We start from the raw sequence: 22,897 nt of genomic DNA, 5'->3' as shown, positions 1-22,897 counted from the left end.
CGTGGGTGGGTGTCCGTGCTCAGCCGCACGGGGCGCCCACAGCCCAGCGGAGCCGGATGACCGGGGTCTGACATCAAGACGACGGGGAGGTGAACGCGGGCGCGTCAGGGGGCGGCCGGTACGCTGGAACCCATGCTCAACATGGCCGACGGCCTCGCCCGTCTCGGCGCGCTCGCCGAGAATCCCGTCGTCCGTACCCTCGCGGAGGCCTTCGACGCCGCCGGTTTCGAGCTCGCCGTCGTGGGCGGTCCGGTGCGCGATGCGCTGCTCGGCCGGGAGACGCACGACCTCGACTTCACGACGAGTGCGTCGCCGGACGAGATCCTCGCGATCGTGAAGCCGGTGGCCTCCGCGCACTGGGACATCGGTCGCGCCTTCGGGACCATCGGCGCCCGGGTGCGCGGCGAGCAGGTCGAGATCACGACCTACCGGGCGGACAGCTACGACGGCGTGACCCGTAAGCCGACGGTGGAGTTCGGCGACTCGATCGATGGCGACCTCGTCCGCCGCGACTTCACGGTCAACGCGATGGCCCTCCAGGTGCCCGCGGTGAAGCTCGTCGATCCGACCGGCGGGGTCGAGGACCTCGTGGCGGGGGTACTGCGGACGCCGACGGATCCTCGGGTGTCGTTCGGCGACGACCCGCTCCGGATGCTGCGGGCCGCCCGGTTCAGCGCGCAGCTCGGCTTCACGGTGGAGGAGGACACGGAGCGGGCGATCACCGAGCTCCGCGACACCCTGAAGATCGTGAGCCCCGAGCGCGTGCAGTCCGAGCTCGTGCGCCTCATGCAGACCGACGACCCCGTCCGCGGCATCCGGGTGCTGGTGGAGACCGGGCTCATCGACGAGTTCCTCCCCGAGGTGAGCGCCCTCAAGCTCGAGGTCGACGAGCACCACCACCACAAGGACGTCTACGAGCACTCCCTCACGGTGCTCAGCCAGGCCATCGCGCTCGAGCATGCCCGGAACCCCGGGGCGGCGCCGGACGTGCCGCTGCGGATCGCGGCTCTGCTCCACGACATCGGCAAACCCCGCACGCGCAAGCTCGAGTCGGGCGGTGCGGTGACGTTCCACCACCACGACGTGGTCGGCGCGCGCATGGCCCGCAAGCGGCTGCAGGCGCTGCGCTTCGACTCGGCGACCACCGATGCCGTCGCGACCCTGATCGAGCTGCATCTTCGGTTCTTCGGCTATGCGGAGGGGGCGTGGACGGATGCCGCCGTGCGCCGCTACGTCCGCGATGCCGGGGACCTGCTGGAGCGGCTGCACATCCTCACGCGCGCCGACGTCACCACGCGGAACAAGCGCAAGGCCGCCCGGCTCGCCGCCGCCTACGACGACATCGAGTCACGGATCGCGGCGCTCCGGGAGCAGGAGGAGCTCGACGCGATCCGTCCGGAGCTCGACGGCAACCGCATCCAGGAGGTCCTCGGCATCAAGCCGGGCCGGGAGGTCGGCGAGGCGTACCGGTTCCTCCTCGATCTGCGCCTCGACGAGGGTGTGCTGGGCGAGGCCGTCGCGGAGCAGCGTCTCCGGGAGTGGTGGGCGTCGCGCGGTTGACTCTTGCCGGCCCACCCCCTTCCGTGCGTCCCGGCCCCTTACGGCCGCACGCAGGGGGCCGGGAGGACCGGAGAGGGGTGGGTCGACCTCAATTGACGATGGCGGCAGCGTCCGGAGGGAGTGTCAGGGACGTGGAGGAGCGCGTCAGGGCGGCGGTGGCGAGGAGGAGGTCGGCCGTAGCGGGGACACTGAACGTCGCGGGGGTGGGGGAGAGGTTCACGAGCACCGACACTCCTCCTCGGTCGATGCGGTAGACGCGGTGCTCGGGGCGGCCGTCCGTCTCCCGGACCTCGACCGTCGTGTGCGCGGAGTCCGGGTCGGTGAGCTCCGGTCGCGCTCGCCGCAGTCGTGCCAGGTCGCGGTACAGCGACAGGAGCCGGGAGTGCTCCGGGGCCTCGGCCTCCGCCCAGTCGAGGTGCGAGCGGTGGAAGGTCTCGGGGTCCTGCGGGTCGGGCACCGCATCCGGATCCCATCCCATGCGGGCGAACTCCGCCGTGCGGCCCTCGGCGACCGCGCGGCCGAGCTCGGGTTCGGGGTGGGAGGTGAAGAACTGCCACGGGGTCGTCGCCCCCCACTCCTCGCCCATGAAGAGCATCGGGGTACCCGGCGCCGTCAGGGTGAGCACGGCGGCCACCGCGAGCCGGTCGGGGGAGAGCGTGGCAGAGAGCCGATCTCCGCCGGCGCGGTTGCCGATCTGATCGTGGTCCTGCGCGAAGGTCACCAGCCGCCAGCTCGGCACCTCGGCCGGGATCGAGGCGCCGTGCGGACGGTCGCGGAAGGACGAGAAGGTGCCGTCGTGGAAGAAGCCGCCCTCCGTCACCTTGGCCACCGCCTCGTCTGCGGCGAAGTCCGTGTAGTACCCGGCGGTCTCTCCGGTGAGCGCGACGTGCACGGCGTGGTGCCAGTCGTCGGACCACTGCGCCGTGAGCCCGTAGCCCCCGGCTTCCCGCGGCAGGATGAGCGTCGGATCGTTGAGGTCTGACTCCGCGATGAGGCTCAGCGGCCGGTTCTGCTGCGCGGAGAGGGCGTCCACGCGTTCGGCGAGCTCCCGCAGCAGGTGCACCGGCCGCCGGTCGTGGAGGGCGTGCACGGCATCGAGCCGGAGTCCGTCGACGTGGAAGTCGCGCAGCCACATCAGGGCGTTGTCGAGGATGTACTCCCGCACGGCGTCCTCGTCGAGGTTCACCGAGTCGCCCCAGGTGGTGCTCTCGCCCTCGCGCAGGTACGGGCCGAAGAGGGGGAGGTAGTTGCCGCTCGGGCCGAGGTGGTTGTAGACGACGTCCTGCACGACCGCGAGCCCGTGCGCGTGGGCGGCGTCGACGAAGCGCTGATAGGCCGCGGGGCCGCCGTACTCCTCCTGCACCACGTACCAGAGCACGCCGTCGTATCCCCAGTTCCAGCGGCCGTTGAAGCCGTTCACGGGCAGCAGCTCGACATGCGTGACGCCGAGGTCGACGAGATGCGCCAGGCGACCGCTCGCCGCGTCGAGAGTGCCCTCCGGCGTGAACGTGCCGAGGTGCAGCTCGTAGATCAGCCCGCCCGCGAGCTGCCGTCCGGTCCAGGAGGCGTCGGTCCAGGCGAAGGCTGCGGGGTCGAACGCCGCCGAGGCCCCGTGCACGCCGTCCGGCTGCCGCCGCGAGCGAGGGTCAGGGCGGAGGTCGTCGCCGTCGTCCAGCAGGAAGCCGTAGCGCTCCCCGTCCGCGAGGACCAGATCGGTGGTCCAGCGCCCCTCTGCCCCCGCCGTGAGTGCGCGCTCCTCCACGGTGGTGCCCGCGTCGTCGAGGCGTCGTACCCGCACGCGCGACGCCCGCGGCGCCCACACCTCGATCATCGAGCCAACTCGATCAGCGCGACCGGGTAGGTGTCGAGGAGTTCCGCCAGTCGCACGGGCCCGGGCGGGATCCGCCGGCCGGTGAGGAGGTCGGTCCCCGGCAGCTCGGGGCGCATCATGACCGTGTCGCCCCAGCCCCCGCGGCGCGCCAGCGCGACCGGCAGCCGTGTGGCCACGGCGGTCGCGCCGCCGCGGTGCACGGCGATCGCGTGGTCTGCGGCCTCACCTTCGACGACGGCCGGCCGGTAGAAGCGGAACAGCTCCGGATTGTCCCGCCGCAGTCGCAGTGCCCGCGAGGTCACCAGCAGCTTCGCGGCACCGGAGTCGTCGATCGGGGGGACCACACCGCGGGCGTGGTCCGCGTCGAGCTCCCGCAGCATCCGGGCGCGCAGAGTGAAGTCGATGGGTCGACGGTTGTCGGGGTCGACGAGCGAGAGGTCCCACAGCTCGGTGCCCTGGTAGACGTCAGGAACGCCGGGGCCGGTGAGCTGCAGCAGCTTGGCGGAGAGGGAGTTGGAGCGACCCGCGTCGAGGATCTCGGCCACGAAACGGTCGAGGATCGGGGCGGCCTCCCCCTCGACGGATCGGGCGATCGCGGCCAGGCCCTCTTCGAACTCCGCATCCGGATGCTGCCAGGTCGTCCCCTCCGCGGCCTCACGCGCGGCCTTGGTGGCGTAGGCGAGCAGCCGGTCGGAGGGCAGCGGCCAGGCGCCGACCGCGGCCTGCCAGATCAGCGCGTCGAGCGGGCCGTGCCCGGTGGTCGCCACGGCGCGCAGCTCGGCCAGCACCTCGGCCCAGCGCTCCGGGATCTCCGAGAGCACCGACAGGCGCGCGCGCACGTCCTCCGAGCGCTTCGTGTCGTGCGTGGAGAGCGTCGTCATCGAGTGCGGCCACGCCGCCAGTCGTGCCCGCTGCGCGTCGTGGAACTCCTCGACCGACAGGGCGGGGATCGACGGGTCGGCGCCGACCTCGGTCAGTGTTCCGAGGCGGGTGAACCGGTAGAACGCGGTGTCCTCCACACCCTTCGCCATCACGGCGCCGCTCACCTGGGGGAATCGCTGCGCGACCTCGAGGCGCGGATCGTTCAGCAGCGGCTCCAGCGCTGTGAACGCGGTCGCGAGGTCGGGACGTCGCCGCCGTGCCTCCGCGAAGGCGGCGCGCAGGTGCTCGCGGCCCTCCGGGAGGTAGGAACGATACACGGGGAAGCAGGCGAGGAGCTCGGCCAGCGCGTCGTCGGCGTGCACGATCCCGTGGGGGAGCGTACGCACCAGTCGGCGCACCTCGGCGGCCAGGAGAGTGTCCGCGATCATCCGCTTCGTGTCGTGGATGAGGTCGTGCCAGGGGAGCGCGTCCGGGAGTCCGGTCTCCGCGCGGAGCCTGGCATCCAGCCGGTCGAGCGCCGCGACGCCCTCCGCGTCGACGAACAGGCGGTCGAGCTCGGCCAGCGCGTCGTATCCGGTGGTGCCGTCGGTCCGCCACCAGGCCGGCAGGGCCTCGCCCGGCTCCAGGATCTTCTCGACGAGCGTGTACGCGCGTCCGGTCGCGTCGGCGAGCTGCTCCAGGTACGCGCCGGGGTCGACGAGGCCGTCCGGGTGATCCACCCGCAGACCGTCCGCGAGACCCTCCCGGATCCAGCGCAGGATCTCCCGGTGCGACTCGGCGAACACCTCGGGCCGTTCGACCCGGATGCCGGCGAGTTCGGAGACGGCGAAGAACCGGCGGTAGGTGAGGTCGGTGTTCTGGTCCTGCCAGAACCGCAGCTCGTAGTTCTGGGCGCCCAGGAGCGCCGGGAGATCGTCCGCCAGTGCCGCGGTGCCGGGGGCGAGGGGCAGCTCATGCTCGAAGTAGCGCAGAACGCCGTCCGGCGCGTCGGCGGCCGGCGTGGTGTCGACCACGAGCTCGCCGTTCGCGACGACCTCGTCCGGGCTCGCGCCCAGCAGCGGCAGCAGGAGACGCCCGCCGCCCGCTGCCCAGTCGATGTCGAACGCCGCCGCATGACGGGTCTTCCGGCCCAGCCGCAGCACCTCCCACCACCACGGGTTCTGCCGCGGCACGGCCACCCCCACGTGGTTGGGCACGATGTCGACGAGGATGCCGAGGCCTGCCGCCCGGGCGGCCGCCGCGAAGCGGACGAGCCCCTCCGCGCCGCCGCGGTCGGGATCGATGCGGCCGTGGTCCACGACGTCGTAGCCGTGGTTCGAGCCGCGGGTCGCCGCCAGCAACGGTGACAGGTAGGCCCACGAGGCGCCGAGCTCGGCGACGTATCCGGTCACCCCCGCGGCCGCGTCCAGGGGGAACTCCTCGCTGATCTGCAGGCGATACGTCGAGACCGGTCTGTCGGTCATGACGCAGCCTGCTCGCTCTGCGCGCGGAGCGAGGCATCGACGGAGTCATCCGTGTCGACGGGCTCGCCGTCGAGTTCCTGCAGCACGAGCATGGCCTTGCCCTCGAGCGGCACGCTGTCCCGCGCCCGGAGCTTCCGGTCACCGAGTTCGCCGGCGGTGTCCACGGAGACGAGCCATTCCGCGCCGTGCCGGTCGTCCGGCAGGGCGAGGTCGACGGGCTCGTCGCCGCTGTTGAAGTAGACGAGGAAGTTCACGTCCTCCACGGGGCGTCCGCGGCGGTCGTTCTCGCGGATGCCGCGGCCGTTCAGGAACATGCCCACGGAGCGTCCGAAGCCCGAGTCCCAGTCCTCCGGCGTCATGCGGGCACCGTCCGGGCGCAGCCACACGACGTCGGGGATGCGCTCGCCGTCCTCGTCCTCGTCTGCGACCGGGCGTCCGTCGAAGAAGCGGCTGCGGCGGAAGGTCGGGTGCTCGTGCCGGAGCCGCGCGATCGCCGCCGTGAACTCCACGAGCGGTAGGTCGGCCGCCTCCCAGTCGATCCACGTGAGCTCGTTGTCCTGCGCGTAGCCGTTGTTGTTGCCGTGCTGCGTGCGACCGAGTTCGTCGCCGTGGGAGATCATCGGCACGCCCTGCGAGAGCAGCAGCGTCGCCAGGAAGTTCCGCTGCTGACGCGCGCGCCGCCGGTTGATGTCGATGTCGTCGGTCGGCCCCTCGGCGCCCATGTTGTCGGAGCGGTTGTGGGATTCGCCGTCGTTGTTGTCCTCGCCGTTGTCCTCGTTGTGCTTCTCGTTGTACGACACGAGGTCCCGCAGCGTGAAGCCGTCGTGGGCGGTGACGAAGTTGATGGAGGCGACCGGACGTCGGCCGGAGTGCTCGTACAGGTCGGCGGACCCGGTGAGGCGGGAGGCGAACTCGCCGAGCGCCTGCGGCTCACCGCGCCAGAAGTCCCGCACGGTGTCGCGGTACTTGCCGTTCCACTCCGTCCACTGCGGCGGGAAGTTCCCGACCTGATAGCCGCCGGGGCCGATATCCCACGGCTCGGCGATGAGCTTCACCTGCGAGACGATCGGATCCTGCTGCACGAGCTCGAAGAAGGCTGCGAGGCGGTCGACGTCGTAGAACTCGCGGGCGAGGGTCGCCGCGAGGTCGAAGCGGAAACCGTCGACGTGCATCTCGGTCACCCAGTAGCGCAGCGAGTCCATGAGCAACTGGAGCGCGTGCGGGTTGCCCGCGTTCAGGCTGTTGCCCGTGCCGGTGTAGTCCGTGTAGTACCGCTTGTCCTCTTCGAGCCGGTAGTACGCCTCGTTGTCGATCCCGCGCATGGAGAGCGTCGGCCCGAGGTGGTTGCCCTCAGCGGTGTGGTTGTAGACGACGTCGAGGATGACCTCGATGCCGGCCTCGTGGAGGGCGCGCACCATGGCGCGGAACTCCTGCACCTGCTGGCCGTCCTGGCCGCCGGCGGCATAGGCGTTGTGCGGGGCGAAGAATCCGAGGGTGTTGTAGCCCCAGTAGTTCGACAGGCCCTTGTCCTGCAGCACCGAGTCGTTGACGAATTGATGCACCGGCATCAGCTCCAGGGCCGTGACGCCGAGGCGCTGGAGATGCTCGATGACCGCCGGATGCGCGATGCCGGCGTAGGTGCCGCGCAGCTCCTCCGGGACCTCGGGGTGCCGCTGGGTGAGCCCCTTCACATGGGCCTCGTAGATGACCGTCTCCGCATACGGGGTCTTCAGCGGACGGTCGCCGCCCCACTCGAAGAACGGGCTGACGACCACGCCCTTCGCCATCGCGCTTGCGGAGTCGTCGTCGTTGCGGGAGTCGGGGTCGCCGAAGTCGTAGCCGAAGAGGGACTGGCCCCAGTCGATCTCACCGGCGACGGCCTTCGCGTACGGGTCGAGGAGCAGCTTGTTCGGGTTGAAGCGCTGTCCCTGCGCGGGATCGTACGGACCGTGCACACGGTAGCCATAGCGTTGCCCCGGCTGCACCGTGGGCAGGTAGCCGTGCCAGACGAACGCGTCGACCTCGGTGAGCGGCACTCGTGTCTCCGTGCCGTCCGCGTCGAAGAGGCAGAGTTCCACGCGCTCCGCGCCCTCGCTGAAGAGGGCGAAGTTGGTACCCTGACCGTCGAAGGTGGCCCCCAGCGGGTACGCGGACCCGGGCCAGACCTCGCCGCTCATCCGGCGAGGGCGTGGTCGCGCGAACCCGCGGCCATGGCACTGACGATGCTGACGGCATGGTCGTAGTCGTACACCTGAGCGATCTCCACAGCCCGAGGATACGGGTGTCCGAGGTAGCAGACGTAGAGCGGCGGTACGACCTCGATGTATCCGACGGGGGCGTCGTGCGCGACGACGTACCGGTCGAAGTCGATCCGCTCGCAGGCCGGCTCGGTCGCGGCGGGGTGGGCCGCGTCGGCGCGCTGCGAGGAGCCAGTGCTGGTGGGGGTGTGGACGTTCATGGCGCCTCCTGACTCGTGATGGGACCACGATAGGAACCGGGAACGGATTCGAGAACGGTATTGCCATCCGGGCCTCGACCGGCTACGCACCCGATGACGGCGGGATCACTCCCTGTTGCCCTGACCACTGCCGCGGCCGCTGTTCCGCCCGGTCGATCCTGCTCGTACACTGAGGGCACGCTCTCGACTCCAGAAACGGAGAACGCGTGTCTGCGACGTGGCACGATCCGCGGGAGGCGTCGCCGACGGCGTCTCGCCTCCTCGTCGAGCGTGCGCACGAGGAGCTCATCGCCGGCAATCTCGACGACCACCGCCTCCGCGAGGTGCGGCCGCTCGTGCGGGAGTCGTGGGAGCGGTCCTGGCGCCGCCGTGTCGGCCCGGAGGCGCTGCCACCGCTCGACCTGTTCGAGGACGAGCTCGACGCCTATCGTCTGACTCACCCGCTCGCCTCCGCGATGGAGATGATCCGCGCGCTGCTGCTTCCCGGCGACTCCGAGGACTCGGGGGTCGTGATCGCCGTCGGAGATCAGGCAGGGCGCCTGCTGTGGATCGAGGGCGATGCGCAGCTCCGGTCCCTCACCGAGGGCATGGGGTTCGTGGCCGGCGCGAACTGGGCGGAGGACGCCGTCGGCACGAGCGCCCCGGGCACGGCGCTCGCCCTGGAGCGGTCGGTGCAGATCCGTGGGGCCGAGCACTACAACCGCCTGGTGCACCCGTGGTCGTGCAGTGCGGCGCCCGTGCGCGACCCGGAGACGCAGCGGGTCCTCGGCGTGATCGACATCACCGGCGGACCCGAAGTGGTGACCCCGCAGGCGCGACTGCTCGTCGACGCGACGGCGCGGGCGGTCGAGTCCGAGCTCCTCGTGGCGCGGCTGCAGCGACGAGCGGAGCCTCCGGCTCGACGACTGCCGGGCAGGACCCCGCCGGAACCCCTCGCTCGCGCGCGACTGCAGGTGCTCGGACGCGACCGTGCCCGGTTGGAGACCGCATCGGCACACGAGGAGGCCGTCACCGAACTCAGCGCGCGGCACGCGGCCATCCTCCTGATGCTGGCCGTGCACCGCCAGGGCCTCTCCGCCGACCGGCTCGCGGAGCTCGTCTACGGTCCCGGGGTCTCGCCGGACACCCTGCGGCCGGAGATGGTGCGCCTGCGCAAGGTCCTGGAGCGGGCGGCCCCGGATCTCGTGCCGGAGTCCCGCCCCTATCGCCTTCCGGTGCCGCTGGAGACCGATGCTCAGGACGTGCTATCCCTCCTGGATCGCGGCGCCCACCGGGTCGCGCTGACGGCCTACCGTGGGCCGGTGCTGCCGGATTCGACTTCGCCCGGCGTCGAGGAGTTCCGCGATTCGGTCCGTGCGGCGCTGCGGGAGGTGATGCTGTCGGGGGCGAGTCTGGACGTGCTGCTCGCCTATGCGGACACCCCCGAGGGGAGCGAGGACGCGGAGGTGCTGCGGCTCGCGTTGGAGATGCTGCCGGCGCGCTCGCCGCGTCGTGCCGGTCTCGTGACGCGGATCGAGCGCCTCGGCTGATTCGAATCGCCCGATTGGTGCCATTTCGGCCGCGGATGCAGCCAGGTGGGCGATTCGAACGGGGTGCAACCGCGTGCAACGTTGCGCACCGGGAGTGCAACGGGGAGCGGCCTAGCGTCGAGGCAACACCGCGGCATCGACGCCGCGGCGCCCCCGTCGAAGGAGACCCCATGACCATCGTCGAAGAAGACGTGTCCCTCGCCTACGCCGCCCCAGGACAGCCCGGAGCGGTCGCGAACTACCGGCCCCGCTACGGTCACTACATCGGCGGCGAGTTCGTCGAGCCCGCCAAGGGCCAGTACTTCGAGAACATCAGTCCCGTCAACGGCAAGCCCTTCACCGAGGTCGGCCGCGGCACCGTCGAGGACATCGACCGCGCCGTCGACGTCGCCTGGAAGGCCTTCGGCGCCTGGGGCAAGACCAGCCCCGCGGAGCGCTCCGTGATCCTGAACCGCATCGCCGACCGGATGGAGCAGCACCTCGAGGAGATCGCGGTCGCGGAGACGTGGGAGAACGGCAAGCCCGTGCGGGAGACCCTCGCCGCCGACATCCCGCTCGCGATCGACCACTTCCGCTACTTCGCGGGGGTGCTCCGCGCGCAGGAGGGCGGCATCAGCCAGCTCGACGAGAACACCGTCGCGTACCACTTCCATGAGCCGCTCGGCGTGGTCGGGCAGATCATCCCCTGGAACTTCCCGATCCTCATGGCCGTGTGGAAGCTGGCGCCGGCGCTCGCCGCGGGCAACTGCATCGTCATCAAGCCCGCGGAGCAGACCCCCGCGTCGATCCTGTTCCTGTTCGACATCATCGGCGACCTGCTGCCGGCCGGGGTCGTGAACATCGTGAACGGCTTCGGGATCGAGGCCGGCGCGCCGCTCGCGCAGCACAAGCGCATCCGCAAGGTCGCCTTCACCGGCGAGACCACGACCGGCCGCCTCATCATGCAGTACGCCTCGCAGAACCTCATCCCGGTCACCCTGGAGCTCGGCGGCAAGAGCCCGAACGTCTTCTTCGAGGACGTCGCCCGCTCCACGAGCGACCCGTTCTACGACAAGGCGCTCGAAGGCTTCACGATGTTCGCGCTCAACCAGGGCGAGGTCTGCACCTGCCCGTCGCGCGCCCTCATCCAGCGCTCGATCTACGACGGCTTCCTCGCCGACGGCCTCGAGCGTGTGGAGAAGGTCGTGCAGGGCGATCCGCTCGACCCCGCGACCATGATCGGCGCGCAGGCCTCGAACGATCAGCTGGAGAAGATCCTCAGCTACATCGACATCGGGAAGCAGGGCGGGGCCCGACTGCTCACGGGAGGCGAGCGTGCCGACCTCGGCGGCGACCTCAGCGAGGGCTTCTACGTGCAGCCGACCGTGTTCGAGGGGACGAACGACATGCGGATCTTCCAGGAGGAGATCTTCGGTCCGGTGCTCTCGGTCACCTCGTTCGACGACTTCGACGACGCGATCTCGATCGCGAACGACACCCTGTACGGGTTGGGGGCCGGTGTCTGGAGCCGCAGCGGCGACACCGCGTACCGCGCGGGCCGGGCGATCGAGGCGGGTCGCGTGTGGACGAACACCTACCACCAGTACCCGGCGCATGCCGCGTTCGGCGGGTACAAGCAGTCGGGGGTGGGCCGCGAGAACCACAAGATGATGCTCGACCACTACCAGCAGACGAAGAACCTCCTCGTCTCGTACGCGGAGGGCCCGATGGGCTTCTTCTGATCCGCACCCTCACGGGTGTCGCGCGGAGAGCTCTCTTCTTCGCGCGACACCCGTTGCCCCGGAAGGACCCTCATGGCCGACTCGACCACCCCCGCCCGCGTCGCCGTGACCTCCGCCGCGGCCGCCCTCGTCCGCGAGCTCACGGCGGAGCACGGCCGGCTCATGTTCCACCAGTCCGGCGGATGCTGCGACGGCTCCGCGCCCATGTGCTATCCGGTCGGGATGTTCCTCACCGGCCCCGGCGACGTCCTCCTCGGCTCCCTCGACGTCGGGCTCGACGACCCCGTCGAGGTCTTCATGTCGTCGGCGCAGTTCGAGTACTGGAAGTTCACGCACCTCACGATCGATGTCGTGCCGGGACGCGGGGCCGGGTTCAGCGTCGAGGGTCCCACCGGGATGCGCTTCCTCATCCGTTCACGGATGCTCGACGAGAGGGAGCTGACGCGTCTCGGCCTGCGGTGAGGCTGCGGTGCCGACGGTTCACCGCAGAGATCTGCGTGTGATGTTTGAACTACGCCGACGCCCTCCCGTAGAGTCGGGGTCGTGCCCCGGAGGGGGGTGGCAACGACGCTGAGGGGGAAGCGGGCGATGGGCGGAGACATCAAGATCGGCGGGACGCAGATCGACGTCGCCGTGAGCGGGATGACCCGCGGGGTGAACGAGATCGAGCGGATCCTGTCGGAGCTGACCGCGTCGCTCGACGTGCTGTCCGGACAGTGGAGCGGTGAAGCCCAGCGCGCATATTTCCGTGCGCAGACCGACTGGAACCGCAGCATGGAGGAGATGCGCGCCGAGCTCCGGCGCGTACGCGACAACACCCAGCTCTCCAACGAGACGTTCACGAGCGCCGAGCAGTCGGTGCGCCGGATGTGGAGCGAGTGATGCCCGAACAGGAGACCGTGCAGGGGCGTCTGGCCGCTCTCGTCGAAGAGGATCCGAGCATCTGGCTGGTGTCCGACGACAGCGACACCGTCAGCGCATCCGTCGATGCGGAGGGAGTGCTTCGCACGCTCCGTCTCGCTCCGGCGTGGTGGCGCCGGATCTCCCCGCCGGAGTTGGGTCCGGTCGTCCTCCGTCTCCGTCAGGCCAGCGCGGCCGCCAGGCAGAATACGATCGCCGAGCTCGAGCACGAGGGTCTCGTCCTCACGGCACCCGATGAGCCCCCTGTGTCGCCGATCCCTTCACCGGACGCGGATTCCCTCGACATGTCGTCCCTGCGAGCGGAGCTCGGCAACCTGCTCTCGGCATTCTCCGAGCTCAAGCTGTACCGGGAGGCCGTGAGGTCCGCGACGACCGAGTCCACGGTGCTGCGCAGTCCGTCAGGGAACGTGAGCATGGAGCTCGTCGGCGGCGCGCCGAGGGCGCTCGCGATCGATCCGACCAACGTGCAGCTGGTCTCCGAGCACGCCATGGCCGAGGAGATCATCGAGCTGTTCACGCGAGCGAGGGGCTGGTTGGGTGAGCGGAGAGCATCCGTTCTCAGGGACCTTCCCGATCTCGCCGGGGTCGTGCGCTCGGTACGCGCCGCCCGCTGATCGCCCACGGAACACAGCGAAAGACGGAGAGCTGCACGATGAGCTACGAAGACTACGAAGCCGCGCTGGAGGATCTGCGCGCCGACGCGTTGGCATGGAGCGACCTCGCCGAGACGTTCACCGCGGCGAAGACCCTCGTCGCGGGGTGCCGTCTGGCCAGGTATCAGATGGACGGCGTCGGCCACATGCTCGGCGCCGAGGACAACTACAACGAGGCCCACGCGACCATCCAGGGTCTTGCCGATCGCGCGCCGACGGTCTTCACCGAGATCTCGGACAAGCTGCTCGACACCAAGAGGCGCTACGAGGAAGCCGACGGCTACTCGCAGTGGCTGCTGGACCAGGGCTGACCCCGACGCTCACAACTGCCGGCGACATACCGGAGAGGACACGATGATGGTAGGAGCATTCGCCACGCCGACCGACGAGGGATCGTTCACGACCCTGGTCACGAACATCAGGGACGGTATCGAAGAGGCGAGGGTCGGGCTCAACGACTGTGCGAACGCCTACAACTCCCGGAAAGACGACATGAACCTCTGGGACAGGTTCATGGACTTCTTCAAAAGGGCCATGGAGGAGGTCGTCAAGAAGCTCAACGAGGCGGTCGAGCAGTTCACCGCGTTCATGGAGACCATGGCGGAGTATCTGAGCCCCGGCAACCCGTTCGCCATGTACGCCAAGCGCGATGACTGGCTCGAGGTCAAGCGGAAGGTGACGTCGTCCAAGACCACGATCACCGACAGCTATCTCAAGGCCGATACCTCGTGGAAGGGATCCACGGGCGACGGCTACTCGGACCTCGCGGCCCGCCAGCTGATGGCCATCGACACCCTCGCCGGCTACACGGACTCGATGATGAACTTCCTCGCCGACTACGCGAAGAAGATCCTGGATGCCTGGATTGAATTCGGGGCCCGACTGCTCACCTATCTGCTCGATCAGGTGGATGCGGCGTCGAACTTCGTCACCGCCGACCCCCTGGAGTGGCTCGACGCGGTTCCCAAGATCACCACCGTCTGCACCAACCTGGCCAGGGTCGCCGTCGACCTGGGTGAGCAGCTGGGAAAGAACTTCACGGCATCGAAGGATCTCTCCGACCAGCTCAAGCAGGACATGGGCAACCTGACCGGGTTCCCGAGTGGCGCCTGGCCCACCGCCACGATCTGAGGCGCCATGATGTCACCACGGTCTCTGCGGAGACGCCTCCCGATCGCCCTCGCCCCGGCCCTCGGGCTCGCCCTCGTGCTGGGTGGTTGCACGGCCGCGTCCCCGCCGTCCCCGTCTCCGTCGTCGACCGATTCCGAGCTCTTCTCTGCGGAGGACGGTGTCCGGTCCTCGGTGCAGTCCTTCTTCGCGCTCCTCGCCGCGGGGGACGAGAAGGGTGCGGCCGAGGAGCTCTCTCCCACCGTGGACCTCGCGCAGCCGCTGGCACTGCTGCTCACCCCCAGCGGCGTCTACAACCAGATCGAGGATCGGCCGAAGATCCTCTCCGTCGACGACATCACGGTGTCGGACGCCGGGGAGACAGGCACCGCGACCGTCACCTACGAGATGGCGGGTACCGAGCACACCGACACGGTCGAGCTCCGACGGACCAGCCAGGGCGAGGGGGGCGCGGACGACTACGCCATCGTGACCTCCGACGACTTCGGCCTGGACGCGACCGGGGTCGAACTGCTTCCGGCCGACACGGTGTACCGCATCCTCGGGGTCGACGTCAGTGCGGCGTTCCTCGAGGCGCGAGCACTCGCGGAGGGTGGCGAGGTGCCGCGGATCCCGGCGTTCGGCGGCACATACCCGCTGGAGATCACCGTGCCCGGCCCCGACGGCTTCACCGACACGGTGACCCTGCAGACCTCGACCTTCCTCGGCGGCGACGGCACCGACGGTGTCCTGCGCGACTTCGCCGCCGCCCACGGGTACTGACCCCACGGCCTTCGAATCGCCCGATTGGTCCCATTTCAGCCGGAGATGCAGCCATTCACGCGACTTGAACGGGATACGCTGGCCCCATCGTGAACGCACCACACCGACCCTCTGTCCTCTTCGTCTGCGTGCACAACGCCGGGCGCTCGCAGATGGCCGCCGGCTTCCTCCGGCACCTCGCCGGTGACCGCATCGAGGTGCGCTCCGCCGGGTCGATGCCCGCCGCGGAGATCAACCCCGTCGCGGTGGCGGCGATGGGGGAGCTCGGCATCGACATCACGGCCGAGCAGCCGAAGGTGCTCACGACCGAGGCCGTGCAGGCGTCGGACGTCGTGATCACGATGGGCTGCGGTGACGCGTGCCCGTTCTTCCCCGGCACGCGCTACGAGGACTGGGAGCTCGACGACCCCGCCGGCCAGGGGATCGACGCCGTCCGGCCGATCCGCGACGACATCCGCGGCCGCATCGAGACCCTCGTGGCCGAGCTGCTCTGACCGGCGCTCAGCCGACCCCGTCGAGCAGCTGTCAGGGGGAGAGCTTCGGCCTGGAGCTCTCTGGCAGCGACGGCACCCGAGTGCTCTGGACCCGGACTGCGGAGTTCAGGTAGAGAGCTGCCACGGCGAGCGCCACCAGACCACCGATCACGGCCAGCACCGGACTCGGTGAAGCGAATGCTCCGAAGGAGGCCATGATCCCTTGGATCAAGAACATTGCGCTGAGGAGGATTCCGCTCCCTCGTGTGCTGGTCATCCAGGGGCGTGGGGCGTCCGACTCTCCGGGGCCACGGAACGTTCGTGCCGCCACGACGACGGCCGCCACGATAACCACGGTCGCCCACACGAATCCGAGTTCGAACCTGAGGACCGTGAGCGGTACGACGGTGAGCATGATCCCGACGATGACGATGAGCAGATACCCGACCTTGGCGGTCGGTGTCTTGATGCGCATGGGTAGCACGTTACACGTTGGTTGAGGAATCGGTCTACGAATCTCCTCGCCGACCTCGTCGTCACGCCGTCGGAGAGGCCGCGGCGAGCACAGCGCTCCGCAGCCAGGAGCGGTAGCGATCCGGCGACCACCCGGACTGCACGACGAGCTGCTGGTGGCTCTCCGGTGAGAGCAGGAACGACAGCACGTCGGCGAGGGTGTCGCCGTCGCGGTCCGAGGCGACGATGCCCCGGCGCTGGAGTTCCGCCGCGAACCCCCGGTAGTCCGCCGCCCGGTTCGCGAGGATGCGTTGGAGGGCGGCGTCGACGACCGGATCGGAGAGCGCCGCGCCCAGGAGGACCGTCCAGAGCGCATGCCCGCGCTCGTTCGCGGCGCCGATCCGTGTGATGACGGCGTCCAGGAAGACGTCGTCGGGCAGGGCCGTCAGTCCCGAACCGGCCTCGGTGTCGGCGAGGGTCTCGGCGGCTTCCGAGCCGGAGAAGGTGACCTCGAAGGCGGCGATGAGCAGTTCCGCCTTCGCCGCCGTGGTCTTCACCGTCTCCGCGGACACCCCGGCCTCCTTGGCGATCGCGGAGATCGTCGTCGCCTGGTATCCCTGCGCGGCGAACAGGCGGGCGGCCGCCGCGACGATGCGCGCACGGGTCTCCTCGGCCTGGCGGGTCCGCAGGGCGGAGCGGTAGGGGCGTACACTCGACGTCATTGACTTTCCTCAAAGGGTGATGAATACTTCAACGGTACAACCAACCCTATCGAGAGAGCCGCCATGTCCCGTTACCTCCTCACCTGCACTCCCGCTCACGGGCACGTGCTCCCGCTGCTGCAGGTCGCCAGGCACCTGGCCGCGGGCGGGCACGAGGTCCTCTTCCTCACGAGCAGCCGCTACGAGGAGCGGGTGACAGCGGCCGGTGCGCTGTTCCGCCCGCTGCCCGCGGAGGCCGACGTCGATCTCGACGACGCGAACGGCGCGTTCCCCGAGCGCGAAGGTCTCACCGGGGCGGCCGCGCTCCGTTTCGATATGAGCACTCTCTTCATCCGCCCGGGTCGGGCTCAGCTCGAGGCCGTGCGCGTCGAGCTGGCGCGGAACCGCATCGACGCGGTCCTCGCCGAACCGCTGTTCGTCGGTGCGGCGCTGCTGCAGCGGTTGCCGAAGGCCGAGCGGCCCCCGGTCGTGGTCCTCGGGATCTTCCCGCTCGGCGCCCGCAGCGTCGACACGGCCCCGTTCGGGCTCGGAGTCACGCCGATGCGCGGGCCGTTCGGACGCGTGCGCAACGCCTTCCTGCGTCTGGTGGCGGAGCGCGTGATCTTCGGGGGCGTGCAGAAGGAGGCCGATGCCATGGCGCGCGAGGCCGTCGGCCGCGATCTCGGCGGATTCGTGCTCGACTGGGCGGGCCGCGCCGACGCGTACGTGCAGTTCTCGGTTTCCGCGTTCGAATACCCACGGTCCGACCTCCCGGCGTCCGTGCATTTCGCCGGGCCCCTTCCGGCCGCGCCGTCGACGGCACCGCTGCCGGACTGGTGGTCCGACCTGGACGGTCGGCGGCCCGTGATCCACGTCAGTCAGGGCACCATCGCCAACGCGGACTTCGGTCAGCTCGTGCTTCCCACGATCGCCGGGCTCGCCGCGACCGACGCCCTCGTGGTGGTATCCACCGGCGGCCGTCCTGTCGACGCGCTCCCGGCGGAGCTGCCGGCGAACGTCCGGGTCGCCGAGTACTTGCCCTACGACCGGCTGCTGCCGGAGATCGACGTGTTCGTCACCAACGGCGGCTTCGGCGGGGTGCAGCAGGCCCTGGCCCAGGGCGTCCCGCTGGTGGTCGCGGGTCAGACGGAGGACAAGGTCGAGGTCTCCGCCCGAGTCGGGTGGACCGGCGTGGGCATCAACCTCCGGACGAACGCGCCGAAGCCGGGACAGGTGGCCGAAGCTGTGCGCAGGGTGCTCGTCGAGCCGACTTTCCGGGACCGCGCACGGCAGGTCGGAGAGGCGATGCGCGCTGCGGACGCCTGGCAGACGCTCGACGCGGTCCTGGCGGGGGAGGCCACTCGGGCCGCACCAGACAGCGCGATGCACCGCTGACTGCCGCGCGGGAAAGTGCATTCCCGCGCATGAACGCAACCGGGTGCAACGTCCGCCGGTATACCATCCGGGTATCGCCACGCAGCGTCAGTCCCCAGCTGACCACGGGCGGGACGGTCGAACCGTCAATGCGGAGGGAACGTCGAATTCCTTTCGATCCCGAGGGGGGATGGGGTGGGCGTCGGTTCCCCAGAACGACACCCACCCCCACATCGGACTCGTCGTCAGTTCCAGCGGCTGAGCATCCAGAAGACTGCGAAGCCGATCACCACGAGGATCGGCACCCACGTGCCCGTGCGCTTGAGGCGCCGACCCTGCGGCGCGACCCCCGGCGGTGGGGTGATCATCCCGGCCGGCGGAGCGAACGGGAGAGCGTGGCCCCCGGGCGCCGCCGCGGCAGCGAGGCGGTCGTCGCGCCACCGCGCCCACTGGTCGAGCTTGGTCAGCAACGCGCCCACCGTTCCGAACAGCCAGGCCCACGTCTCCGGATCGAGTGTGGAGGCCCGGCGGGGCGTGTAGAGGAACAGCCAGTCGTCGACGATCTCGACGTCGAGCTGCGCGGCGTTGTCGATGAAGCGCGCCATGATGTCGGGCGTGAAGAGGTAGAGCGCGTCCTGCTCGTAGCCTTCGGGGCAGTAGAGGGTGAAGTGCTGATCGAAGTCGCCCTCGAGCGACAGACGCTGCGCCCGCTGGAACGATGCCGGCAGGTTGGAACCGAAGCCGTTGTTGCCCTTCGCGTCGAGCACGATGTTCGGCAGGGGCACGTCCAGCTTCACGGCGACGTAGCCCCAGCGATACGTCGTCGAGTTCTTCCCGGACTGCACCGTGTACTGGTAGTTGCCGAACTCCACGAACCGCGGGTGGGTTCCGCGGACGAGGTCGGTGGCCAGGCGCGAACGGCCGAGGTGGAAGATCATTCCGGGCAGCGGCGGATCGTCCACGCGGGGCTCGTACGTCATGCCGTTGGCCTGGGCGAACCGGTGCAGGCGGTACCGGGCGGTCCGCGCGTTGCGGACGCCCATCCAGATGAGCACACCCACCCCCGCCGCCACCAGGAGCAGGAGGACGAGCGGGATCGCCGCGGAGGCGGGGGACTGACTGCCCGCTGCCAGCGCCACCACCACGGAGGCGAGGATCGGGAGCAGCACGACTCCGGCGATCGCCACGGCTACGACGGCGATGATCGACGACACCGCCATGCCGGTCGTCCGCCGGGACCGGAGCTCCGCCGTGAAGGCGCGGACGGCGGCCGGGTCGACCGGATCGGTGAGGGGACGCGCGTCGAACGACGCCGACGCCTGCGGAGACGTCATCGGTTGACCTCGTCGGCGTCCCAGGTGAGGTCGGCGCCCTCGCGAAGCGCCTTCGCCTCCAGACGTTCGTCCGTGCAGATCGCGCGGACGAGGTCGGGCGAGCCCGCGACGATCGTGGAGTCGTAGTCGATCTCCGAGACCATCACCCACGCGTGATCGGCGGGCCAGAGGATATTCGGGCTCTGGGCGGCGGGCGGGAAGCCGTGTTCCTCGCCGACACGATCGCGCCACGGCGCGCCGAGCACCCAGGCCGGATCGATGAAGTCCCTGGCGCCGCCGGAGAACAGCACGTAGTCGCGCCCGGGGAGCTGCAGCCGCGGCCCTTCGGAGATCTCCCGCGAGAGGATGCCGTCCTGCCAGGTGGGCTTCCGGAAGACGTTGTTGAACGGGTCGTGGATGCTCTGGTCGAGCATCGCCTGATGGTTCGGGTCGTCGCTGAACGTGAGGAACGCGCGGGACGGGCCGTCGCCGAAGAACCCGACGAGGGCGCCGAACCCGTCCCAGAGCGCGACGACCCCGTCGTCCGGGGTAGCGGTGTGGGCGGCGAGGTGCCCGGCCAGGATCGACACGAGGTCGCTGTCGAGCGCACCCTCCAGCGGCGCCGTGAACTCGCGGCCGTCCGGAGCGATGCGGGTCCGCCAATCGGCGTCGACGGGAGTCCGCACGATCCGGTGCCACTGCGCCTCCGCGTGCATCGTCGTGCCGAAGGCGGCGGCGGTCTGCGTCCAGCTGACGCGCACGTCCGAGTCGACCGCCGTGGGAGTCTCCCGCGCGGTGGCGGGATGGAAGATCCGGGCGTATGCCGGGAAGCCGCGGGGGGCCACCGTGTGCATGCTGCCGAGGCCGTCGTCGAGGGTCTCGCGCAGCCACGCGCCGACGCCGGGGTCTGCGATCCACTCCATGCGACCACGGTACCGGCCGTGTCCGACGACGCGAGCCGCGGCCGTGGATCCCCCATAATCGAGGGGTGACTGCCACCGCGACCCTCCCTTCCCTCGACGGCCGACGCTTCCGCATGGTCTCGTCCACGACCTCCGCCGTCGACCCCGACGCCCCCAGCGTCTTCGAGTACTTCGAACGCGACGGCGCGATCTGGGGCGGCTACGAGGGCGACACGGTCACCTTCGGGAAGTTCGTGGGCACGCGTACCGGCGACACGATCTGGGTCTCGTTCGTCCACGTGCTCAAGGCCGACGGCACCGTCGTCACCGGGGACGGCGAGAGCGAGCTGGAGCTCACCGACGACGGCCGCATCCGTCTGGTCGAGCACTACGAGATGCACGGACTCCCGCAGCTCAGTGTCGTCGAGGAGATCCCGGCCGCCTGACCTCAGCGCGGCGGGAGCGCATCCCGACCGGGGGAGGCCGGCGTCCACCGGGTCATCCCCAACGGGACCTCGGTCTGCCGCTCCGGCAGGTCGCCGGGCAGCAGGTAGGGCCGCCGGATCACCTCGTCGAGCACGACGACGCTGACCACGGTCCGCACCTCCGGAAGCTGCGCGATGACCCCCGTCGAGAACTCGTGCACGCCGCTCACGTCGACGGCGCGGATGAGCAGCATCGCGTCGTGCTCCCCGGTCGTGATCGCGCACCATTCCACGTCCGGCATCTCGATGATGCGCTCCCGGAACGAGGTCCAGGCCTGCGGCATCACCGTGACGAAGACGAGCGCCCCGATCGACAGCCCGGCCTTCGCCTGATCCACGCGCGCGCTGAACCCCGTGATGACGCCGTCGTGCACGAGCGACTCGACCCGCGTGTACGCACTGGCCCGCGAGATGCCGACCTTCTCGGCCAGCGCGGCGATCGAGACGCGACCGTTATCGCGCAGCACATCGAGGATTCTGTACGCCGTCTCATCCAAAGGGGCGGCACTTCGTCCAGATTGCTTCGACGGATCCGCGTCCTTGCTGGACATATTGCTCCCCACATCCGAGGTTCTCGACAATGCGTGCCTGTGTGACGCGCACTTGCTGGACACATCGTCGCATATGATGCGAATCTGATCCCCGGTCGTCCACATCGGTGGCGACCGGACCCGAATGTACTCCTCGCCCTTGGAGGCCCTGATGTCGTCACGCCGTATCACGCCGGTCATCGCGCTCGGAGCCGTCGCGCTCCTGGCGCTCGCAGGTTGCTCGGGAGGGAACTCGGCGAACAACTCCGAGTCGTCCCAGGGCTCCGACTCCCTCGTCATCGACACCGCGTTCTCGATCGAGACGACCGACCCCGGTCACACCTACGACCCGACCGGCAACATGATCGCGAAGGCGCTGTACGAGACCCTCGTCGACTTCGAGGGCTCCGACGTCTCCACTCCGGTCCCCGGCCTCGCGTCGTGGGAGCAGAACGACGAGGCGACCGAGTTCACCTTCACGCTCGACGGCGACCGCGTGTTCTCCGACGGCTCGCCCATCGAGGCGAAGGACGTCGTGTTCTCGCTGCAGCGCATCCAGGGGATGGCAGACGCCAAGCCCAACTTCCTGCTCGGCGGCCTCACGATCGAGGAGGTCGACGACAAGACCATCCGGTTCACCTCGGAGACCCCGCTGCTGCAGCTCCCCGCGATCCTCGCGAACCCCGCGCTCGGCATCGTCAACGCCGACGTCGTCATGGAGAACGGCGGGACCACCGACGGCTCCGACAGCGCCCAGGGCTTCCTCGACGGCGAGTCCGCCGGATCCGGCCCCTTCGTGCTGGACACGCTCGACCTCAGCTCGCAGGTCGTCCTCACCCGCAACGACGAGTACAACGGCGACGAGGAGTCGGCCTACAGCCGCGTCGTCGTGCGCAACGTCTCGGAGAGCGCGACCCAGCTCGCCAACCTCAAGGGCGGCGACTCGATGGTCGCGATGGACCTCAACGGCGACCAGGTCGCGGGCCTCGGCGACGACATCAGCGTCGACTCGGTCCCTTCCGGTCAGACCATCTTCCTGCTGCTCAACCAGGGCGAGGCCGGCGGTGACCTCGCGAACGTGAAGATCGCGGAGGCCATCCGCTACGCGCTCGACTACGACGCGCTGCTCGAGCTCGCGGGCGCGGGTGCCGTGCAGGCGACCGGCGTCATCCCGCCCGGGTTCGAGGGTGCCCTCGACAGCGGCGTGGAGCAGGACCTCGACAAGGCGAAGGCCGCGCTGGAGGAGGCCGGCTACACCGGTCAGACCCTCAAGCTCCAGTTCCCGAACGACTACCCGGTCGGCGGCGTGGAGTTCACGCCGCTCGCAGAGCGCATCCAGGCGCAGCTCGAGGACGCCGGCATCGCCGTCGACCTCGCTCCTGCACCGTTCGCGACCGAGCTCGACGCGTACGTCAACGGCACCGAGGGCTTCGGCCTCTGGTTCTGGGGTCCGGACTACGCCGACTCCGCGAACTTCCTGCCCTTCGCGCCCGGTCTGAAGGTCGGCCTCCGCGCCGGCTGGGCGGCCGAGGCGAACCCGGAGATCGCGGGCATCGCCGCCGGTGCGGCCGCCGCGACCGACGCCGAGCAGCGCACCGAGGCCTTCACGGAGTTCGCCGAGGCCATGCAGGCCGAGGGCCCGTTCGTGCCGCTGATCGTCCCCGGTCGCAACATCTCCTCCGCCTCCAGCGTGTCCGGCGCCGTCTACAACTCCGTGTGGGAGATGGACATCGCCGAGATCACGCCCGCCGGCTGATC

Annotated in this window: 22 protein-coding genes; 13 read left to right on the top strand and 9 right to left on the bottom strand. The window is 69.9% G+C overall.

Going from position 1 to position 22,897, the window contains the following annotated elements:
• Positions 1–132 precede the first annotated feature (132 nt).
• Positions 133–1,560 (top strand): CCA tRNA nucleotidyltransferase, encoded by a 1,428-nt coding sequence (locus tag RI211_RS16860; protein WP_315636762.1) that lies wholly within the window; start codon positions 133–135, stop codon positions 1,558–1,560.
• Positions 1,561–1,648: 88 nt separating this feature from the next.
• Here RI211_RS16860 and treZ read toward each other — a convergent pair whose 3' ends face one another.
• The 4 genes from treZ to RI211_RS16840 are packed head-to-tail and all read right to left on the bottom strand — an operon-like array spanning position 1,649 to position 8,194.
• Positions 1,649–3,391: a malto-oligosyltrehalose trehalohydrolase gene (treZ, locus tag RI211_RS16855; protein ID WP_315636761.1), complete on the bottom strand. Its 1,743-nt coding sequence runs from the start codon at positions 3,389–3,391 to the stop codon at positions 1,649–1,651.
• A complete protein-coding gene (gene treY / locus RI211_RS16850) occupies positions 3,388–5,736 on the bottom strand; it encodes a malto-oligosyltrehalose synthase (protein ID WP_315636760.1) in 2,349 nt (782 codons plus the stop codon). Before treY ends, treZ begins: the two co-directional genes overlap by 4 nt.
• Positions 5,733–7,913: a glycogen debranching protein GlgX gene (gene glgX / locus RI211_RS16845; protein ID WP_315636758.1), complete on the bottom strand. Its 2,181-nt coding sequence runs from the start codon at positions 7,911–7,913 to the stop codon at positions 5,733–5,735. Before glgX ends, treY begins: the two co-directional genes overlap by 4 nt.
• Positions 7,910–8,194, bottom strand: coding sequence for a hypothetical protein (locus RI211_RS16840; protein ID WP_060922071.1), 285 nt, complete (start codon positions 8,192–8,194; stop codon positions 7,910–7,912). The genes glgX and RI211_RS16840 overlap by 4 nt, the downstream gene beginning before the upstream one ends.
• A gap of 206 nt (positions 8,195–8,400) precedes the next feature.
• Here RI211_RS16840 and RI211_RS16835 point away from each other — a divergent pair, with 206 nt between their 5' ends.
• The 9 genes from RI211_RS16835 to RI211_RS16795 all read left to right on the top strand — a co-directional run bounded on the left by RI211_RS16835 (position 8,401) and on the right by RI211_RS16795 (position 15,402).
• Positions 8,401–9,723: a GAF domain-containing protein gene (locus tag RI211_RS16835; RefSeq protein ID WP_259953759.1), complete on the top strand. Its 1,323-nt coding sequence runs from the start codon at positions 8,401–8,403 to the stop codon at positions 9,721–9,723.
• A 170-nt stretch (positions 9,724–9,893) separates the two neighbouring features.
• Positions 9,894–11,444: an acetaldehyde dehydrogenase ExaC gene (gene exaC / locus RI211_RS16830; protein ID WP_315636757.1), complete on the top strand. Its 1,551-nt coding sequence runs from the start codon at positions 9,894–9,896 to the stop codon at positions 11,442–11,444.
• Between the two features lie 72 nt (positions 11,445–11,516).
• The gene (locus RI211_RS16825; RefSeq protein ID WP_315636756.1) at positions 11,517–11,906 is read left to right on the top strand and encodes a DUF779 domain-containing protein; all 390 of its coding nucleotides are present in this window, start codon (positions 11,517–11,519) and stop codon (positions 11,904–11,906) included.
• A gap of 96 nt (positions 11,907–12,002) precedes the next feature.
• Entirely contained in the window at positions 12,003–12,326 is a 324-nt protein-coding gene (locus RI211_RS16820) for a WXG100 family type VII secretion target (protein WP_315714435.1), read from the top strand.
• On the top strand, positions 12,326–12,979 hold the full coding sequence (locus RI211_RS16815; RefSeq protein WP_315636754.1) for a hypothetical protein: 654 nt from the start codon (positions 12,326–12,328) through the stop codon (positions 12,977–12,979). The genes RI211_RS16820 and RI211_RS16815 overlap by 1 nt, the downstream gene beginning before the upstream one ends.
• 38 nt (positions 12,980–13,017) lie before the next feature.
• Positions 13,018–13,329, top strand: coding sequence for a hypothetical protein (locus tag RI211_RS16810; protein ID WP_315636753.1), 312 nt, complete (start codon positions 13,018–13,020; stop codon positions 13,327–13,329).
• A 43-nt stretch (positions 13,330–13,372) separates the two neighbouring features.
• A complete protein-coding gene (locus RI211_RS16805) occupies positions 13,373–14,149 on the top strand; it encodes a hypothetical protein (protein ID WP_315636752.1) in 777 nt (258 codons plus the stop codon).
• 9 nt (positions 14,150–14,158) lie between these two features.
• Complete coding sequence (locus RI211_RS16800; RefSeq protein ID WP_315636751.1) at positions 14,159–14,908, top strand: hypothetical protein; 750 nt, start codon at positions 14,159–14,161, stop codon at positions 14,906–14,908.
• Between the two features lie 89 nt (positions 14,909–14,997).
• The gene (locus RI211_RS16795; protein WP_315636750.1) at positions 14,998–15,402 is read left to right on the top strand and encodes an arsenate reductase ArsC; all 405 of its coding nucleotides are present in this window, start codon (positions 14,998–15,000) and stop codon (positions 15,400–15,402) included.
• A 31-nt stretch (positions 15,403–15,433) separates the two neighbouring features.
• Here RI211_RS16795 and RI211_RS16790 read toward each other — a convergent pair whose 3' ends face one another.
• Positions 15,434–15,856, bottom strand: a complete 423-nt coding sequence (locus RI211_RS16790) for a hypothetical protein (protein WP_315636749.1) — start codon at positions 15,854–15,856, stop codon at positions 15,434–15,436.
• Positions 15,857–15,917: 61 nt separating this feature from the next.
• Complete coding sequence (locus RI211_RS16785; protein WP_315636748.1) at positions 15,918–16,556, bottom strand: TetR/AcrR family transcriptional regulator; 639 nt, start codon at positions 16,554–16,556, stop codon at positions 15,918–15,920.
• 63 nt (positions 16,557–16,619) lie between these two features.
• Here RI211_RS16785 and RI211_RS16780 point away from each other — a divergent pair, with 63 nt between their 5' ends.
• A complete protein-coding gene (locus RI211_RS16780; RefSeq protein WP_315636747.1) occupies positions 16,620–17,930 on the top strand; it encodes a glycosyltransferase in 1,311 nt (436 codons plus the stop codon).
• A 224-nt stretch (positions 17,931–18,154) separates the two neighbouring features.
• Here the strand turns inward: RI211_RS16780 and RI211_RS16775 are convergent, their stop codons facing one another.
• Together RI211_RS16775 and RI211_RS16770 are read right to left on the bottom strand one after the other, a co-directional pair.
• Positions 18,155–19,243, bottom strand: coding sequence for a hypothetical protein (locus RI211_RS16775; RefSeq protein ID WP_315636746.1), 1,089 nt, complete (start codon positions 19,241–19,243; stop codon positions 18,155–18,157).
• Positions 19,240–20,145 (bottom strand): hypothetical protein, encoded by a 906-nt coding sequence (locus tag RI211_RS16770; protein ID WP_315636745.1) that lies wholly within the window; start codon positions 20,143–20,145, stop codon positions 19,240–19,242. Before RI211_RS16770 ends, RI211_RS16775 begins: the two co-directional genes overlap by 4 nt.
• Positions 20,146–20,210: 65 nt before the next feature.
• On the opposite strand from RI211_RS16770, the gene RI211_RS16765 reads away from it, so the two are divergent.
• Positions 20,211–20,570: an avidin-fold protein gene (locus RI211_RS16765; RefSeq protein WP_231729533.1), complete on the top strand. Its 360-nt coding sequence runs from the start codon at positions 20,211–20,213 to the stop codon at positions 20,568–20,570.
• A 2-nt stretch (positions 20,571–20,572) separates the two neighbouring features.
• Here RI211_RS16765 and RI211_RS16760 read toward each other — a convergent pair whose 3' ends face one another.
• Positions 20,573–21,160, bottom strand: coding sequence for an Lrp/AsnC family transcriptional regulator (locus RI211_RS16760; RefSeq protein ID WP_315636744.1), 588 nt, complete (start codon positions 21,158–21,160; stop codon positions 20,573–20,575).
• 151 nt (positions 21,161–21,311) lie between these two features.
• Between RI211_RS16760 and RI211_RS16755 the strand changes: the two genes are divergently transcribed.
• On the top strand, positions 21,312–22,895 hold the full coding sequence (locus RI211_RS16755) for an ABC transporter substrate-binding protein (protein WP_259953775.1): 1,584 nt from the start codon (positions 21,312–21,314) through the stop codon (positions 22,893–22,895).
• The last annotated feature ends 2 nt before the right edge of the window (positions 22,896–22,897 follow it).

Origin of the sequence: Microbacterium meiriae (assembly GCF_032364335.1) — a bacterium.
Classification (GTDB): domain Bacteria; phylum Actinomycetota; class Actinomycetes; order Actinomycetales; family Microbacteriaceae; genus Microbacterium; species Microbacterium meiriae.
The sequence above is the reverse complement of the archived record's forward strand: the minus strand, read 5'-3'. Positions and strand labels throughout refer to the sequence as shown.

Bases quoted from the DNA above. Each gene is read 5' to 3' on its own strand.
- exaC (WP_315636757.1), top strand. From the start codon at position 9,894: ATGACCATCGTCGAAGAAGACGTGTCCCTCGCCTACGCCGCCCCAGGA.
- treZ (WP_315636761.1), bottom strand. From the start codon at position 3,391: ATGATCGAGGTGTGGGCGCCGCGGGCGTCGCGCGTGCGGGTACGACGC.
- RI211_RS16790 (WP_315636749.1), bottom strand. From the start codon at position 15,856: ATGCGCATCAAGACACCGACCGCCAAGGTCGGGTATCTGCTCATCGTC.
- RI211_RS16810 (WP_315636753.1), top strand. From the start codon at position 13,018: ATGAGCTACGAAGACTACGAAGCCGCGCTGGAGGATCTGCGCGCCGAC.
- RI211_RS16805 (WP_315636752.1), top strand. From the start codon at position 13,373: ATGATGGTAGGAGCATTCGCCACGCCGACCGACGAGGGATCGTTCACG.
- RI211_RS16775 (WP_315636746.1), bottom strand. From the start codon at position 19,243: ATGACGTCTCCGCAGGCGTCGGCGTCGTTCGACGCGCGTCCCCTCACC.
- treY (WP_315636760.1), bottom strand. From the start codon at position 5,736: ATGACCGACAGACCGGTCTCGACGTATCGCCTGCAGATCAGCGAGGAG.
- RI211_RS16815 (WP_315636754.1), top strand. From the start codon at position 12,326: ATGCCCGAACAGGAGACCGTGCAGGGGCGTCTGGCCGCTCTCGTCGAA.
- RI211_RS16755 (WP_259953775.1), top strand. From the start codon at position 21,312: ATGTCGTCACGCCGTATCACGCCGGTCATCGCGCTCGGAGCCGTCGCG.
- RI211_RS16825 (WP_315636756.1), top strand. From the start codon at position 11,517: ATGGCCGACTCGACCACCCCCGCCCGCGTCGCCGTGACCTCCGCCGCG.
- RI211_RS16860 (WP_315636762.1), top strand. From the start codon at position 133: ATGCTCAACATGGCCGACGGCCTCGCCCGTCTCGGCGCGCTCGCCGAG.
- RI211_RS16780 (WP_315636747.1), top strand. From the start codon at position 16,620: ATGTCCCGTTACCTCCTCACCTGCACTCCCGCTCACGGGCACGTGCTC.
- RI211_RS16760 (WP_315636744.1), bottom strand. From the start codon at position 21,160: ATGTCCAGCAAGGACGCGGATCCGTCGAAGCAATCTGGACGAAGTGCC.
- RI211_RS16800 (WP_315636751.1), top strand. From the start codon at position 14,159: ATGTCACCACGGTCTCTGCGGAGACGCCTCCCGATCGCCCTCGCCCCG.
- glgX (WP_315636758.1), bottom strand. From the start codon at position 7,913: ATGAGCGGCGAGGTCTGGCCCGGGTCCGCGTACCCGCTGGGGGCCACC.
- RI211_RS16770 (WP_315636745.1), bottom strand. From the start codon at position 20,145: ATGGAGTGGATCGCAGACCCCGGCGTCGGCGCGTGGCTGCGCGAGACC.
- RI211_RS16840 (WP_060922071.1), bottom strand. From the start codon at position 8,194: ATGAACGTCCACACCCCCACCAGCACTGGCTCCTCGCAGCGCGCCGAC.
- RI211_RS16785 (WP_315636748.1), bottom strand. From the start codon at position 16,556: ATGACGTCGAGTGTACGCCCCTACCGCTCCGCCCTGCGGACCCGCCAG.